The 15,061-nt window shown below is 62.1% G+C and carries 14 protein-coding genes; 3 read left to right on the top strand and 11 right to left on the bottom strand.

Translation table 11 applies throughout. The features are described 5' to 3' along the window. The first annotated feature begins 52 nt into the window (after positions 1-52). A complete protein-coding gene (locus ACP15W_RS15845) occupies positions 53-286 on the top strand; it encodes a hypothetical protein (protein WP_424933891.1) in 234 nt (77 codons plus the stop codon). A 73-nt stretch (positions 287-359) separates the two neighbouring features. Beyond that, on the top strand, positions 360-1,055 hold the full coding sequence (locus ACP15W_RS15840) for a GNAT family N-acetyltransferase (protein WP_424933890.1): 696 nt from the start codon (positions 360-362) through the stop codon (positions 1,053-1,055). A 4-nt stretch (positions 1,056-1,059) separates the two neighbouring features. Here the strand turns inward: ACP15W_RS15840 and ACP15W_RS15835 are convergent, their stop codons facing one another. The 3 genes from ACP15W_RS15835 to ACP15W_RS15825 all read right to left on the bottom strand — a co-directional run bounded on the left by ACP15W_RS15835 (position 1,060) and on the right by ACP15W_RS15825 (position 3,991). After that, positions 1,060-1,971, bottom strand: coding sequence for a LysR family transcriptional regulator (locus ACP15W_RS15835; RefSeq protein WP_424933889.1), 912 nt, complete (start codon positions 1,969-1,971; stop codon positions 1,060-1,062). Positions 1,972-2,038: 67 nt separating this feature from the next. Continuing rightward, a complete protein-coding gene (locus ACP15W_RS15830) occupies positions 2,039-2,632 on the bottom strand; it encodes a lytic transglycosylase (RefSeq protein ID WP_424933888.1) in 594 nt (197 codons plus the stop codon). Between the two features lie 156 nt (positions 2,633-2,788). Further along, entirely contained in the window at positions 2,789-3,991 is a 1,203-nt protein-coding gene (locus ACP15W_RS15825; protein ID WP_424933887.1) for a class I SAM-dependent RNA methyltransferase, read from the bottom strand. 85 nt (positions 3,992-4,076) lie between these two features. Between ACP15W_RS15825 and ACP15W_RS15820 the strand changes: the two genes are divergently transcribed. After that, the gene (locus tag ACP15W_RS15820; RefSeq protein ID WP_424933886.1) at positions 4,077-4,559 is read left to right on the top strand and encodes a VOC family protein; all 483 of its coding nucleotides are present in this window, start codon (positions 4,077-4,079) and stop codon (positions 4,557-4,559) included. Positions 4,560-4,570: 11 nt separating this feature from the next. Here the strand turns inward: ACP15W_RS15820 and ACP15W_RS15815 are convergent, their stop codons facing one another. The 8 genes from ACP15W_RS15815 to ACP15W_RS15780 all read right to left on the bottom strand — a co-directional run bounded on the left by ACP15W_RS15815 (position 4,571) and on the right by ACP15W_RS15780 (position 14,852). After that, the gene (locus tag ACP15W_RS15815) at positions 4,571-5,947 is read right to left on the bottom strand and encodes an APC family permease (protein ID WP_424933885.1); all 1,377 of its coding nucleotides are present in this window, start codon (positions 5,945-5,947) and stop codon (positions 4,571-4,573) included. A 469-nt stretch (positions 5,948-6,416) separates the two neighbouring features. Continuing rightward, positions 6,417-7,391 carry a calcium-binding protein gene (locus ACP15W_RS15810; RefSeq protein ID WP_424933884.1) on the bottom strand — a complete coding sequence of 325 codons (975 nt, stop codon included), beginning with the start codon at positions 7,389-7,391 and terminating at the stop codon, positions 6,417-6,419. Between the two features lie 134 nt (positions 7,392-7,525). Continuing rightward, a complete protein-coding gene (locus ACP15W_RS15805; protein WP_424933883.1) occupies positions 7,526-8,614 on the bottom strand; it encodes a calcium-binding protein in 1,089 nt (362 codons plus the stop codon). Between the two features lie 57 nt (positions 8,615-8,671). Beyond that, a complete protein-coding gene (locus ACP15W_RS15800) occupies positions 8,672-9,793 on the bottom strand; it encodes a calcium-binding protein (RefSeq protein WP_424933882.1) in 1,122 nt (373 codons plus the stop codon). Between the two features lie 45 nt (positions 9,794-9,838). After that, positions 9,839-10,309 carry a hypothetical protein gene (locus tag ACP15W_RS15795; RefSeq protein ID WP_424933881.1) on the bottom strand — a complete coding sequence of 157 codons (471 nt, stop codon included), beginning with the start codon at positions 10,307-10,309 and terminating at the stop codon, positions 9,839-9,841. Between the two features lie 117 nt (positions 10,310-10,426). Continuing rightward, positions 10,427-11,164, bottom strand: coding sequence for a TlyA family RNA methyltransferase (locus tag ACP15W_RS15790; RefSeq protein WP_424933880.1), 738 nt, complete (start codon positions 11,162-11,164; stop codon positions 10,427-10,429). Between the two features lie 8 nt (positions 11,165-11,172). Beyond that, positions 11,173-13,002: an ABC transporter ATP-binding protein gene (locus tag ACP15W_RS15785; protein ID WP_424933879.1), complete on the bottom strand. Its 1,830-nt coding sequence runs from the start codon at positions 13,000-13,002 to the stop codon at positions 11,173-11,175. Further along, on the bottom strand, positions 12,999-14,852 hold the full coding sequence (locus ACP15W_RS15780; RefSeq protein ID WP_424933878.1) for an ABC transporter ATP-binding protein: 1,854 nt from the start codon (positions 14,850-14,852) through the stop codon (positions 12,999-13,001). The genes ACP15W_RS15785 and ACP15W_RS15780 overlap by 4 nt, the downstream gene beginning before the upstream one ends. Positions 14,853-15,061 lie beyond the last annotated feature (209 nt).

The following is a 15,061-nucleotide window of genomic DNA, read 5'->3' as shown; positions in this document are numbered from 1 at the left end:
CGCGCCCCCTATCTTGTCAAAGGATGAAGTAGACGGGAAAGCGCACCGGGCAATGTTGCAGGAAAAGCGGGAAGACCTTGACGCCGAAAAGCGGAAGAAGCTGCTCCAGCGGCTGATCACGGAGCTGAGCCGGGAATACCCCGACCTCTACTATCAGTCGGCCAGCGAGATCGCGCGGCAGATGCGCAGCTACATCGCTGGCGGCGCCCATCTCAATGCCGAGGAACGCGCGCTGATGGAACCGCTGGGCCAGCGCGACATCGAGGTGCTCCTGAGCCTGCACTGAGGCGAGACACCTCTACCATCCGACCCGAAACTGTGATCGTCTCTCCCGCAATCAGCGCAGCCGAAGAGACGACGTGAGCCACGCCCTCGACCTCAACGCAACCTGGCCACCGGCCGCAACGGCAAGCGCGGGCGGGTTCCTCATCCGTCAGGGCCTGGGCGGCGGACGGCGGGTCTCCTCGGCGCTGCTGCAATCCCTTGACTGGTCGGTGCAAGAGGCCGAAGCGGCGATGACGGGGTGGGGCCAGAGCCCCTGTTTCCAGATCTGGCCGGAACACGCGGCACTCGATACGGAGCTTGCAGGGAAGGGCTACGCGGTAGGCGACCCGGCCATTCTGGTCGAGGCGCCCGTGCGCAGCCTCGCTCTCGACCGCTGCGACGAACGCACCATCTTCTGCGCCGGTCCGCTGATGGCCCTGGAGGAAATCTGGCGCGACGCGGGATCGCGTCCGGCCGAACTCCGGATCATGGATCGGGTGCAGCTGCCCAAGATCTGGATCATGGGCCGCGCTGGCGACCGACCGGAGGGCGCGGCTTTCGTGGCGGTCAGTGGCTCCACTGCCATGCTCCACGCGCTGGAAGTGCGCGCCTCGGCCCGCCGCCACGGGCTCGGCGCACGCATTACCCGTGCCGCGGCAAGCTGGGCTGCAGCGCAAGGCGCTGATACCCTGGCCCTCGCGGTGCGCGCCTCCAACGAACCCGCAATCGCCCTCTATTCTGGCCTCGGTTTTGTCGAAATCGGTCGCTACCACTATCGCGAAAGAGCGTGAGGGCCTATCCCTCCCACTGATCGGGGCCCTGGCCGCGATAATGCTCCACGAGATAGTCGATGAGCGCCCGGAGCTTCGGCTGTGGAAACGGCCCCGGCGGATAGACCGCATAGACCCCGAAGGGCTCGCTCGCGGTCTCCGGCAGGATCTCCACCAGTCGGCCGGAAGTGAGGCTGTCGCCGAGCGCAAAATTCGGAATCCAGGCAATGCCGATCCCGGTCTCCGCCGCCTTGCGCAGGGAGTTGGCATTGTTGACCGTCAACCGCCCGCCAGCGCGTATCTGCCGCTCCTGACCTGACGAACTGCGCAGCCGCCAGAAATTTCCGGTCGAAAGATAGGAATAATGCAGGAGATCGTGCTGGTTCAGCGCCTCGATCGTGATCGGCGTCCCATGAGCCGCGAGATACTCGGGCGAGGCCACGAGATGAATGCGCGCCTCCGCGATCTTGCGCGCCTTCAGCGAACTGTCGGCCAGCGTGCCAATGCGGATCGCGAGATCATAACCCTCCGCGACCAGCTCCACGAACCGGTCGTCGAGCACCATGTCGATCTCGACCTCGGGGTAGGCAGCGAGGAACCCGGCAATGACCTTGGAGAACCCGCCGATACCGAAGCTCACCGGCACCGAAATGCGCAGCGAGCCCTTGGGCATGTCCTGCATCGCCGTGACCATGCTGTCCGCATCGCGTGCATCGCGGATCACCGCACGCGCGCGATCGTAGTAGGCCAGGCCCACATCCGTCGGGTTCACCCGCCGCGTGGTCCGATTGAGTAGGCGCACGCCAAGCCGCCCCTCAAGTGCCGAAACACTCTTGGAAATCGCGGACTTGGACACCTCGAGCTTGCGCGCGGCCTCGGTGAAGCCGCCCGCATCGACCACCGTCACGAAGGCCTCCATTTCCGCCAGCCTGTCCATCAGCGCGTTCCTGACCTGTTGCGCTGCGACGATAGGCGAGTTCTGCGGCCATCGTCAAAATCTACAGTTACCGACAGTTCTTAAGTTGGCTGTCATAACGCGCCGCCCAGGCCTCAACGTCGCGCGCCACGGCCGGCAGCCAGGATTTTTTCCTATAGGAACCACGGGCATAGCCGGTAATCCCGTCATGATAGGCCAGATATTGCCGATATGCGTCCTGCTGGGAAACGCCGTTCGCGCGGGCGTTCTGGGTCATGTACCAACCGATGAAATCGGAGGAATCCGAGAAGTTGGTCCGGCTTGCCCGGCTCCGTCCCGTCTCGTTCTTGTACCACTCCCAAGTCCCGTCGAGCGCCTGCGAATAGCCGTAGGCGCTGGAGCGCGGCACCTCGCGGGCGAAGATGCTGCTGCCGACCCGTTTCATCGGGCGGGCATCATGCCGGAAACTCGACTCTCGCGCGATTGTCGCCATCTGGACGGAAACGGGCACGCCGTATTTCCGCTCGGTCTGCTCCATCGCCCGGAACCACTGGGGTCTTTCGGATTTCATGCGGCATGCGTCTACCACGGTCGAGGGCGGCTTCTTGGTCCCTCCACACGCACTCAAGGCCAATACAAAGCCCAGGAGAACGAAACGCCGCACGCGTTTCTTGCCTGTCATTTCACTGCTCGCGTGTCTTTTTTGATTGCACGTCGCGCGAACTATGCCAGAGAAGCCGCCGCTTGCGAAGGAAAAAGTCAAGCAGGCAAGGCAAAACCTGCATCACATGCCGCCGGATTTTGTCTCAAATCTTTCGAGGGGCAGGGCGTCAGGTCGCTATCGCACAAGATGCGCGACCAGTTCCACGTGCCCCGACCAGAGAAACTGGTCCACCGGGCGCACCCACTCGAGCCGGAAACCCGATGCGACAAGCACCGCCGCATCGCGGGCAAATGTCGCCGGATTGCAGGAAACATAGGCCAGCGTAGACAGCCGACTCCGCGCGATCTCAGCGCTTTGTGCCTCGGCACCGGCGCGCGGCGGATCCATGACGACGGCATCGAACCGGTCCAGTTCATCGGCCATGAGAGGGCGGCGGAAGAGATCCCGCACCTCGGTGGTCACACGCTTGAGCCCTGTCGCGCCGCGCCAGGCTCGATCGAGCGCGCCGGTCAGATCCGCGGCCCCTTCCACCGCATGAACCTCAGCCCCTTCGGCCAGTGGCAGCGCGAAGGTCCCGCAGCCGGAAAACAGGTCCACGACCCGCCTGGCCTCTCCGACAATCTCCCGAACCGCATCCGTCAGGGCGGCTTCCCCCTGCTGCGTCGCCTGAAGGAACGCGCCGGGGGGCGGCACCACCCGCGCCCGACCGATCTGCTGGATTGGCGGATGGGCGAGGAAAAGCGTCTCGCCCGCGAGGCTCAGCCGCGCGATCCCTGCGTCCCGCGCAAGCGCCGCCAGATCGGCCCGTGCCTTTCCGTCCAGTTCCTTCGTCTCGCGCAGATCCACATCGAGCCCTGCCGGGCCATGCGTGACCTGAATGCGGATCTCCCGCGCGCGGGGAGCCGCGATCACCGTCAGCCGCTCCAGCACCGGGATCGAGGCAAGGATCGCGGGTTCCACCACCTCGCAGGTGGTCAGCGGCACGATTTCCTCCGAGCGACGGGCATGAAACCCGACGCGCACGGTCTTCTTCGTTCGCCGTGCGGACAGCCCGGCCCGGCGCCGGGACCAGGGCAGAGACATTCGCGTCGGCTGGATCTCCGTTTCAAGCCCATGTGCCAGAAGGGCGCGCGCGATCACATCGCCCTTCCACGCCGCGAGAAAGGACGGGCTCGCATGTTGCAGGCTGCATCCGCCGCATGAGCCGAAGAGCGGGCATTTCGGTTCCACTCGCGCCTGCGATGCGCCGCGCAGGAGCGCTGGCGGCTCGATCGACCAGACCTCTCCCGGCAGCGCACCGGGTATGCGCGTCTCTCCCGCAATACCGTCGCCATCCTGGCCAAGCCGTTCAATCAGAATGCCCTGGGCATCATGCATCGGAGAAACCTTCAGTTTCCAAATTGGCACCTTATTTCAGCCATAACATCCATTATACTAATTTTAGCAACAAACGGAAAATGTTATGAGCAAACCAATCGCCTCCGGTGCCCGTGTAGGTCATGTCCACCTCAAGGTCGCGGATCTCGACCGCGCCGTCGCCTTCTATTCCGGCGTTCTGGGGTTCGAGGTCCAGCAATACTATGGCCGCGAAGCCGCTTTCCTCTCGGCAGGAGGGTATCACCATCATATCGGGCTGAACACATGGGAAAGTGCGGGCGCGACCCCGCCGCCTCCCGGTCATACCGGTCTCTTCCACACTGCGTTTCTCTATCCCGAGCGCCGGGATCTCGCGGATGCCTATCGGCGGCTTCAGGCGGCCGGCATACCGCTCGACGGCGCCTCCGATCACGGGGTCTCCGAGGCGCTCTATCTGCGCGACCCGGACCAGAACGGCGTCGAGCTTTACTGGGATCGTCCGCGCGCGGATTGGCCGCACGATGCGGACGGGAACCTCTCGATGGTCACCCGCCCGCTCGACCTGCGCGCGCTACTGGCTGAGACGTGAATGCCGCGGGATCAGTGCTCCATGACGGCGCGGCCGTAGGTGAACCGCGAATAGGCGTAGAAGACCGCGCCTAGCACGGACCAGAAGGCGACGATGCCCCATTCGACCGGCCAAACCAGTGCTGCGGGCGAACCCGGCAGGTAGAGCAGCGTCAGTCCGATCGAAAGGACGAGTGCGGCGTAGCCAACCCAGGGGCCCTTTCCGGCGCGGAAGGGCCGAGGCATGTCCGGTTCCCGGCGCCTCAACACGATGAACGAAAGCGCGACCATCGCATAGGCAACGATGATGCCGAGCCCGCCGCCATCGACGAACCAGACCAATGCTCCACGACCCAGCAGCGGCGCGAAAACCGAAAGCGTGCCGACGAGCAAGATCGCATTGACCGGCGTCTTGTAAACAGGATGTAGCTTCGCGAGGAATGCCGGCAGCATTCGGGCCTCCGCCATCGCGTAGATCGCACGGCTGCCGCCGATCAGGAAAGCGTTCCAGCTCGTGATGATCCCGCCGATTCCGGCGAGGATGACCAGCATGCCGCCCCATTCGCCCCCGAGAACCGCCGTGGCGGCATCAGCCGCGACCAGCCCGCTCGCTGCGCGGGCCTCCTCGTCGAGAGCGCGACCGGCCGAAACGGCAACAAGCATATACCAAACAACGGCCAGAACCACCGAGAAGATGAGCAAGGTGCCGATCTTGCGCGGGGGCAGATTGATCTCCTCCGCGGCCTGCGGAATGACGTCGAAACCGACGAAGAGAAAGGGCACCATCACCAGCACTGCGAAGATGCCGCCGGCCCCGCCGGTGAAGAGCGGTTCCGCATTTGCCTGGCTGCCATCGAAGAGGCTGCCGCTGAAGAGTGCGGCCCCGCCGAGAAAGATCAGCAGCAGAACGGTTCGCTGCAGAAGGGCACAGGTCTTGATGCCGCGAATGTTGATCCAGGTGATGAAGACTGCAGCGGCGCTACCGAGCATCGCCCAGGTGAGGTACACATCGGAACCGGCAACGGAATAGAGGTGGACCTGCTTGTAGACCGGGATCAGTTGCTCGACCACCGTGGGAAGCGCGACCGCTTCGAACGCGACCACAGATACGTATCCGAATATGATCGCCCAGGTGCAAATGAAAGAGCCGACCTCCCCCAGCGCTCTGTGGGAATAGACATGTTCCCCGCCGGTCAGCGGCATGGCGGATGCCAGTTCCGCATAGGTGAGCCCAATGAGCACGACCGCAACGCCACCAACTGCAAAGGCGGTCACCGCGCCGAATGTCCCGGCATTGCTGAGCCACGACCCCGCAAGGACGACCCATCCCCAGCCGATCATCGCGCCGAAAGCCAGTGCGATGACATCGCGGCTCCCGATCACGCGTTCGAACTTGCTTTCGCCTGACATGTGATTGACCCCCGTCTGTTGGTTTCACGGGAGCAGGGCGGAGCGCTGTTTCATGGACCCGTAAGTCCGACACCACTCCCGTGTTTCAATAAATGTAGCTGCGACCCGAACGCCCAAGGCACCGCCAGGCCAACCCAAGCTTGGGTACACTCAATACGATTAGCAACTCGCGACGCTACACATTACGCGTTATAGTAGTATCCATGCGTAATGCTTGTGCAGCCGTCCGGTTCCATACCCTGTTCAGGCGCACAGCACGGTGGTTCCGCCGAACCCTCCGGTGTGGGCAAGGGTAAGCTGCGGGGCGCCATCGGCCCTCTCGATCTGCCTGAAATGGTGATCAAACTGTTAAAAGGTAGCCATACCGAAACCATACGCAAACCATACGGAATCCATATCGTTTCCATACCGCGTTTCGCGCCCGAAAAAGCGGAGCGCATGCTGCGCCCCGCTCTCCGCCAACCGCCCATCAGGCGAGGATGAAATCGCCTGCGTTCCAGTCCACCGCTCGCACGGAACCGTCCTGGACGATTAGGGTCATCTCCACCGCCGCATCGCCGTCGGTGTTCACCAGCAAGTGGGTATCCTGCCCCATTCCCCGAGCCCCGACCGTATGCGCGCCCGGTGTCGCGCCCGCGCCCAGAACCGTGAAATCGGTCACGCCGAGGTCGCTCAGGTCGATCCGGTCATTTGCGTTCCAACCCGAGATGGTATCGGGGTTGGAGTTGGTAGAATCGGTCACTCTTCGGAACTCAAAAACGTCGCTACCGCCCCCGCCTGTCATGATGTCCCTTCCGGCACCGCCGATCAGCAGATCATTGTTTGCTCCGCCATTGAGGTCGTCATTTCCGCCGCCGCCGTTCAGCGTGTCTTGGCCGTTTCCGCCGAAGAGCTCATCGTTTCCACCCGTGCCGCTGGGGCCGAAAAGCTCAATGCTGTCGCCAAACAGCATGTCATTGCCATTGCCGCCCCGCAGCGTGTCGTTTCCGGCGTCGCCATATCCGAAATCGTTTCCGCCCCCGAGGTCCAGTTCATCGGCGCCGCCACCGGCCTTCATGGTGTCGCTGTAGGCGCTTCCGGTGATGTCATCGTTGAATGTCATCAGTTCGTTGAAGAACGCACCGGCATCCGAACTGGTCAGGTCGGCGAGCCGCGCACTTAACAGACCGCCGAAGCCGTCGTCCGCGGTAATGTCGGTAATCAGTACATCGGGATCGCTGAAATCGTTATTGGAAAGATCAATTTCGATCTCGGTGATAAAGCCGGAGCTGGGCGGCGCTCCCTCTGTATCGATAAAGCTGCCATGCGCACTGATGTCGTGGCCTTGCCGATCGATCCAGGAGTATTCACTTGAACTCAATGCAAAATCTTGCCTGAAAAAGGCATAGTTCCCGATCGCAAAGCTGACGCCTTCTGTCGAATTGCTCGCATTTACGCTCGTCATGAAATACTTCCTTTATCTCTGATTTCAGGGAAAATTCTCGCCCCAGGGGGCGAGGTCGTGCCGGGAGGCAGATAAAGCGCCCGCCCGGAAACCAATATTTTTCTACGGAAAGGGGCGGCCATTAACGGCCCCGATCAGGCCAGAATGAAGTTATCGTAGCTGAGATCGCGCGCTGTGCTGTCGCCATCCTGGAGAACGATCTTCATCTCGGCGAACAGATCGGTGTCGGTATTGACGTAAAGGTGTGTTTCGGTTCCCACGTCGCGCGCAACAACCCTGTGTCCGCCAGGTGCCCAAGGCTCGTCCGGATGGATGAGCTCCCTTACGCCGAGGTCGCTCAGGTCGATCCGGTCGTTTGCGCTCCAGTCCGAAATGATATCCGGATTGTAGAGTGTTGAATCTGTCTCACGCTCAAAAACAAAGGTATCTCTGCCCGTGCCGCCGGTTAGGATGTCTGCGCCATAACCTCCGATCAGAATGTCGTTTCCTGCCCCGCCGAGCAGCGTGTCTGTTGCGAAGCTCGAGTACGGTTCGAACCATGGCCCTCCGCGGTCGCCGATCAGCAAATCGTTGCCGCCGCCGCCGTCGAGCAGATCGAGCCCAAGTCCGCCGTCGAGCAGATCATTCCCGCTCCCGCCATAGAGACTGTCACCACCAATTCCATTAATATCGCTAGCGGGGCTCGGGGCATCCCCGAACAGGCTGTCATCGCCAGCCCCGCCATAGAGCGTATCACGGCCTCCGGACCCGGTGATCCGGTCGTTGCCTTCTTGTCCGTAGGCGAGGTCATCCCCCCAGCCCAGAGACAATGTATCCGCGCCACCTCCGGCTTTTATCACGTCGTCGTGGCCGCTCCCGATGACGTTGTCGTCGAAGGCCATCAGTTCGTCAAAAAACGCTCCGTGATCCGGTGCGGTGAGATCCGCAAGGCTCGCGGGGGCCAGACGCCCTTCGGCATGGTCCGGCGTGATCCCGCTGATCGTGACATCCGGATCGCTGGTGTCGTTCCAGGAGAGGTCGATTTCAAGGCGCTCGACAAAACCGTGACTGGGTTGGGTTCCGTTCGAATTCAGCTCCGAACCGGTGGCGGTGATGTGGTTTATGTCCTCATCGAGCCATGTGGACTTCTGCCCGGAAATCGAAACATACCGTCCCGCGAAGGCGAAGCTTCCGGGCGTCAAATTCAAGCCCTCTCTCGCGTCATGTGCGTTTACTCTGGTCATTCGTCACCTCCTGATGATCGAATTTCAAAGGGGGATTTAAAAATGCCTGGCCGCCGGTCAGGCCAGGATGAAATCGCTTTCGGACCAGTCTTGTGCCGTGACGAACCCGTCCCGAACGATGATTTTCATCTCGACAGTCGCATCGGAATCCGTGTTGACCAGCAGATGGGTATCCGTTCCGACATTCCGTGCCCCGACCAAATACGCGCCCGGACCACCGAATGAGCCAAGGGACGTTAAGCCGGTTACACCGAGTTCGCTCAGGTCGATCTTGTCTCGCTCGAATCCGTCAAAATCGAAATCGCGAATGATGTCCGGTTTGCGGCTGGTTGAGTCCGAAACGGCCTCGAAAATGAAGCGGTCACTTCCCGTTCCGCCATTCATCAGGTCGGCACCGGCTCCACCGGTCAGGTCATCATTGCCTGCCCCGCCGTTGAGCGTATCGTTGCCGCCGTCGCCACTGAGCGTATCGTTGCCAGATCCGCCGCTGAGTGTGTCGTTGTTGCTGCCACCGGTGAGGGTATCATTGCCACTGCCGCCACTGAGCGTGTCTTTACCGAATTCGCCATGAAGCTGGTCGTTGCCAGTGTCACCCTCGAGCCAGTCATCTCCCAGCCCTCCGGTGATGAAATCGTCGCCTTCACCCCCAATGCCAAGGTCATCGCCATCCCGCAGCCAAAGGTCGTCCGCCCCACCCCCGGCCTTGATTGCGTCGTCATAGTCGCTTCCGGTGATCTCATCATCATGGCTCATGAGATAATTGTGGAAGCTTCCATCGCTCTGGTGGCCAGTAATTTCATAAAAGATGGCTTCGCCCTCTTCGCCGGCAAGATCCTTTGGCGTGAGCTTGTCGATGGTGACATCAGGGCGCAGATATAAATCGTTTGTGTCAGGGTCGCCGTCATCTCGAATGACATGGTCATTCTTGTCGAATGCGATTTCGAGCCGGTCTACAAATCCGCCTGGGTATGAATTGAGGATATACATGTCATGCCCGAATGCACTGACGATGTTTTCTTCCTTGTCGAACCAGAAATATTCGTTCCAGCTCGTTCCCCCTCCAGAATTTCGTGAGCTGTTTGGATAACGGAAGTCATCAAACGCATGTCTTTCATAGTCGAAACTTCCGTCAAGAAATGTGACGCCTTCCCGCGCGAGGGCCGCATTGACTCGGGTCATGATGGAACATCCATTTCGCTGTTCTCAGGGAAAATTCTCAGGAAATCAGGCGAGTTCGAGCCGCACGGGCCGGGTGCGGCCGTCCGGGTAGTGACGTTTGGCATAAATGCGGCGGATAGCGGGCAGGGTCATGCGGAGGGCTGAACGAAGGAAAGCCCCAACCTCGGCATCATCCGCCTGCCAGAAATTGAGCAGCAGGCAATCGCCGCCCACGGCCTCCGCGGTGCCGATGGCGCGGTTCCCCGCGAGCCAGCCCTCGCCGACGGCTTCCGAAACAAGGCCATAGCCCACGAACCCCACCGGCTGTCCGCTTCGCATGGCGAAGGCATAGTGTCCTCGGTTGACCTGCCCGGCTAGCGCGCGGGCGATATGCCCGAAGGGCGCGCGGGCAAACGCCGGGTGAACCATGAGGCGCGCCGTGGCCAGACCCATCGCGGCTTCCGGCCTCATCCGGGTGGCGAGCGTGAGCCGGCTCGCATTGGCTTGCAGCTCGAATTTTCTCTGCGGCATGTTCATCACAAGCTCCTCGTGACGGTGATGATCCACAAGAGAACATCCCGGACGTGACGGTCTCGTCACCGCACCGTGACTGGCATTCGGAACGCCTGGAGCCTGGGTGGTCCGGATTTCGGTCTAGCGGTCTGGAGTTGATTTGTGGGCCGCGAGGAGGAACTCCACGTTTCCGTCACCGCCACGGATCGGGCTTTCGCACTCTCCGATCACGGTCCAGCCCGATCGTTCGATGAACCGACGGATTCGCTCGCGCGCGGCCTCTATCGCGCCGTGATCGCGCACGATTCCACCCTTGCCGACATGCGCGCGACCCACTTCGAATTGTGGCTTCACAAGGCAAACCAGCGTCGCGCCGGGCCCAGCCATGTCGAGTGCGGGCGGCAGTGCCTTCTCGAGCGAAATGAAGGAAAGATCCGAAACGATCCAGTCGGGTGGGGGCACTTGCTCCGGGGTCAGATCCCGCACGTTCAAACCTTCGATGACCTGCACGCGCGGGTCGCCTCGAAGCTTCTTGTGAAGCTGCCCATGGCCCACATCAATGGCCCAGACCTGTGCCGCGCCCGCTTCGAGAAGCACCTGGGTGAACCCTCCAGTCGAGGCGCCGAGATCAAGCGCCCCCGCGCCACCGGGATCGAGCCCGAACGTGTCCAGCGCATGTTTGAGCTTCAGGGCAGCGCGCGAAACATAGGGCAGGGGATCTTCGGTGAGCCTGACCCTGCTATCGGGGCCGACCTTCTGCGCCGGTTTTGCTGCCGGCCTGCCGTCAATCTCGACCACACCCGCGGCGATCAGAGCCTGCGCCCGCGCCCGGCTTTCCGCCAGCCCCGCCTCGACAAGCGCCTGATCGAGCCGCGGCATGGCCCGCGTCACTCCGCCGCAAGGTTGATGAACCCGCCCGACTGATGATCCCAGAAGCCGGCGTAGAGCCCGCCCTGATCAAGTAACTCGGCATGGCTGCCTTCTTCCGCGATCCTGCCGCCATCGAGCACCACGATCCTGTCCATCCGGGCGATGGTCGAAAGCCGGTGCGCGATGGCGATTACGGTCTTGCCTTCCATCACCGTCTCGAGTGTGCCTTGGATCGCGGCCTCGACCTCGCTGTCAAGCGCGGATGTGGCTTCATCGAGCACCAGAACCGGCGCGTTCTTGAGGATCACGCGGGCCAGCGCGATCCGCTGCCGCTGCCCGCCAGAGAGTTTGACCCCGCGCTCTCCGAGATGCGCGTCGTAGCCTTCGCGACCAAGAAAGTCCCGCATTCCGAGGATGAAATCATGGGCTTCCGCACGCTTGGCCGCGGCAATAACTTCCTCGTCCGTGGCGTTGGGTCGGCCATAGCGGATGTTCTCCAATGCCGAGCGGTTGAACATCGAGGTCTCTTGCCGGACCATGCCGATCTGTGCCCGAAGTCCATCCTGGGTCAGGTCGCGAATATCGGTGCCGTCGAGAGTGATCCGCCCGGCTTCGGTATCGTAGAGCCGCAGGAGCAGCGAAACGAGCGTCGACTTTCCGGCCCCCGACCGACCGACCAGCGCGACCTTCTCGCCAGGTGAGACATGGAGCGAGAGATCCTCGATGGCGGCTTCCTTGCGCCCGTATCCGAAGCGCACGTGCTCGAAGTTCACCGCACCGCGCGCGCGCTCGATCGGCTGCGCATCAGGCCGGTCGACCACCCGATGCGGGGGACTGAGCGTGCGGATGCCATCCTCAATCTCGCCGATATTGGCGAAGACCCCCATGGCCACCATGCTCACCCATCCCGACATCTGCGCGAGACGGGTCGAGATGAGCCCCGCCGCTGCGATGTCGCCCGCGCTCGCGGTACCTTGGGACCAGAACCACAGCGAAGCCGATATCAGCGCGACGGGCAGTAGCCCCGCGAGGGTCATCAGGAGGAACCGGAACCCGGTTGCAACGCGCCCGAACCCGATGGCGCTGTCGCGATACCCCGAAAGCGCATCGAGCGCCGCGCGATCCTCGAAGGCGCCATGGGCGAAGAGCTTGACGGTCGCGATGTTCGAGACCGTATCGACGATCTGGCCGGTCACCACGGCGCGCGCCGCAGCCCGGGCCTTCGAGCGGGATCGGATGCGCGGCAGGAAGTACTGGATCAGGAAGACATATCCCACTACCCAGAGCGCCAGTATCACGCCAAGTTGCCAACTCACCAGGGCCATGACCGTGGCGGCCCCGATTACGGCGCTGATCGCGAAGCCGAAGGTGTTGCAGATCTCGGTCACGACCTCTGTCGTGGCGCGCGAGGTCTGTTGCGCCTTCTGGGCAATGCGCCCGGCAAAGTCATCGTCGAAATAACTCAGGGAATGACCGAGCACATGACGGTTTATCCGTGAAAGAACGAGGGGATAGATGTTGGGCTGCAATGTCAGCGCCGTGACGGCAGCACCTCCACCCATCACGAAGGGCCGCAGAATCAGGAAGAATGCCACCACGCCCAGAAGTCCTGGCAGGATTCCCGGAAACAGACCCTCCGGTCCGCGCGCCAGCGCCGCATCTATCACCCAGCCAATGATCGCCGCGCCCGCCACTTCCGTCAGGCCGGTGGCGATGCTGAGGCCCAGCATGAGGAAAATGGCCGGAAAAGCGCCGTCGAGCGCCCATCGCAGGAAGGGCAGGAGCCGGTCCGGTGGCGGGCCATCCGCATGACGGAAGGCATAAATGATGTCCGAAAGGAATTTCACTCGGCCCCCTCCGGTTCCGGTTCGGTGGCAAGGAAGCCGCCCGATTGCCGCTGCCAAAAGGCTGCATAGGACCGGCCCCGCGCCAGAAGCTCCTTGTGGCTGCCCTGCTCCGCGATAGCGCCATCCTCCAGAACGACTATCCGGTCCATATGAGCAATTGTCGACAGGCGGTGCGCAATGGCGATCACGGTCTTTCCTTCCATCAGTCCGTAGAGGCTGGTCTGGATCGCGGCCTCGATTTCGCTGTCGAGTGCGGAGGTTGCCTCATCCAGCACCAGGATGGGCGCATTTTTCAGGATCACGCGTGCCAGCGCAATCCTTTGCCGTTGCCCGCCCGAAAGCTTGACTCCCCGTTCTCCGACCATGGCGTCATATCCCGTGTTGCCGGCGGCATCGCGCAGACCGAGGATGAAGTCATGGGCTTCGGCCCGTTTCGCGGCGGCGATCATTTCCGCTTCGCTCGCCTCCGGCTTTCCATAGAGCAGATTGTCGCGGACGGAGCGGTGAAGCAGGGAAGGATCCTGCGTCACCATGCCAATGTTGCGCCTCAGACTGTCCTGCGTAACCGCACGGATATCCTGCCCGTCGATCCGGATCGTGCCGGTTTCGGCATCGAAGAAGCGCAGGAGAAGGTTCACAAGGGTCGATTTCCCCGCCCCCGAACGCCCCACGAGCCCGATGCGTTCGCCTGGGGCGATGGAGAGCGACACCCTGCGCAGGCCGCCTTCGCCCTTTCCATAATGATGGCTCACCCGATCGAACATAACCTCGCCCTTGTCCACAACAAGTGCCGTGGCGCCCTCCGTATCGGGCAGGTCAACGGGCTGCGCGATGGTCTCCATGCCCTCCCGGATTGTGCCGATGTTCTCGAACAGCTCCGAGAGCGCCCACATGATCCAACCCGTCATTGCGGAAAGCCGCAAAGTAAGGGCTGTGGCGGCGGCGACGGTGCCGATCGTGGCATAGCCTCCATGCCAGAGATGGATTGCCAGTCCGACGACCGAGACGACAAGAATGCCGTTCAGAAGCGTCAGCCCTAATTCCATCTTGGTGATGAGCCGCATCTGGCCCTGAAAGGTCTTGCGGGCAGCCTCGATCGCATCACCGGCATAGGCTTCCTCGACCCGGCCATGGGCGAAGAGCTTCACGGACTGAATGTTCGTGTAGCTGTCGACGATGCGGCCCGTCACCTGAGAACGAGCGTCTGCGGCCGCCTTGGAAGCACGTCCGACCTGAGGCACGATCCACGCCATCAGCGCGACATAGAGACCGAACCAGAACACGAGCGGGATGGCGAGTCGCGGATCGGTTTCGGACAGGAGCCAGATCGCACCGGTGAGGTAGACGGTCGAGTAGACAATGGCATCGAAGGTCTGAAAGGTCGCCTCCGAAACGGCCGGCGCGGTCTGCATCACCCGATTGGCGATACGCCCCGCAAAATCGTTCTGGAACCAGCCGACCGACTGGCGGAGGAGGTGCCGGTGGCTCCGCCAGCGGACCATCGCACCTATGTTGGGCATCAGGGACTGGTTGAGCAGCGCATCCGCAATGAATTGTACCACGGGGCGAACCAGCAGGATGAAGACCGCGACCCCAAGCAACTCGAGCCCATGGGCCTGCCATACACCTTCGGCACCGGTTTCCGACAGGCTATCCACGACCTGCCCGGTATATCGGATGAGCCAGACCTCGATGAGGCTGATCGTCATGACCGCGAGAAACGCCATGAACATCACGCCGCGGGCGGGCCTCAGAAAGGAAGCGATATACGGTATCAGGCGCCGGGAGGGCGTCTCATCCTCAGTGTAACGCTGATACGGATCGACGAGCGATTCGAAGAAGGCAAACATGAAAAAGCACTCGATTGGAGGATATTGGCAGCGGGAATTGCATGGAATATGGCCCGGCGGGCCTGTCCGGCCTGGTCAGAACCAGCGTGGTATCCGGGTGTTTTCCATGACGACCTCCAAAATGAGTAAAGGTTGTTTATCCCAGATCGAACGTTCTGTCACCCCGCCGTGGAACCCGAACACGCTAGTTTGCTCGGAGGTCCCTGCGT

The organism is Amaricoccus macauensis (assembly GCF_049800915.1).
Taxonomy (GTDB): Bacteria; Pseudomonadota; Alphaproteobacteria; order Rhodobacterales; family Rhodobacteraceae; genus Amaricoccus; species Amaricoccus macauensis_A.
This window is presented reverse-complemented; position numbering and strand designations above follow the sequence as displayed.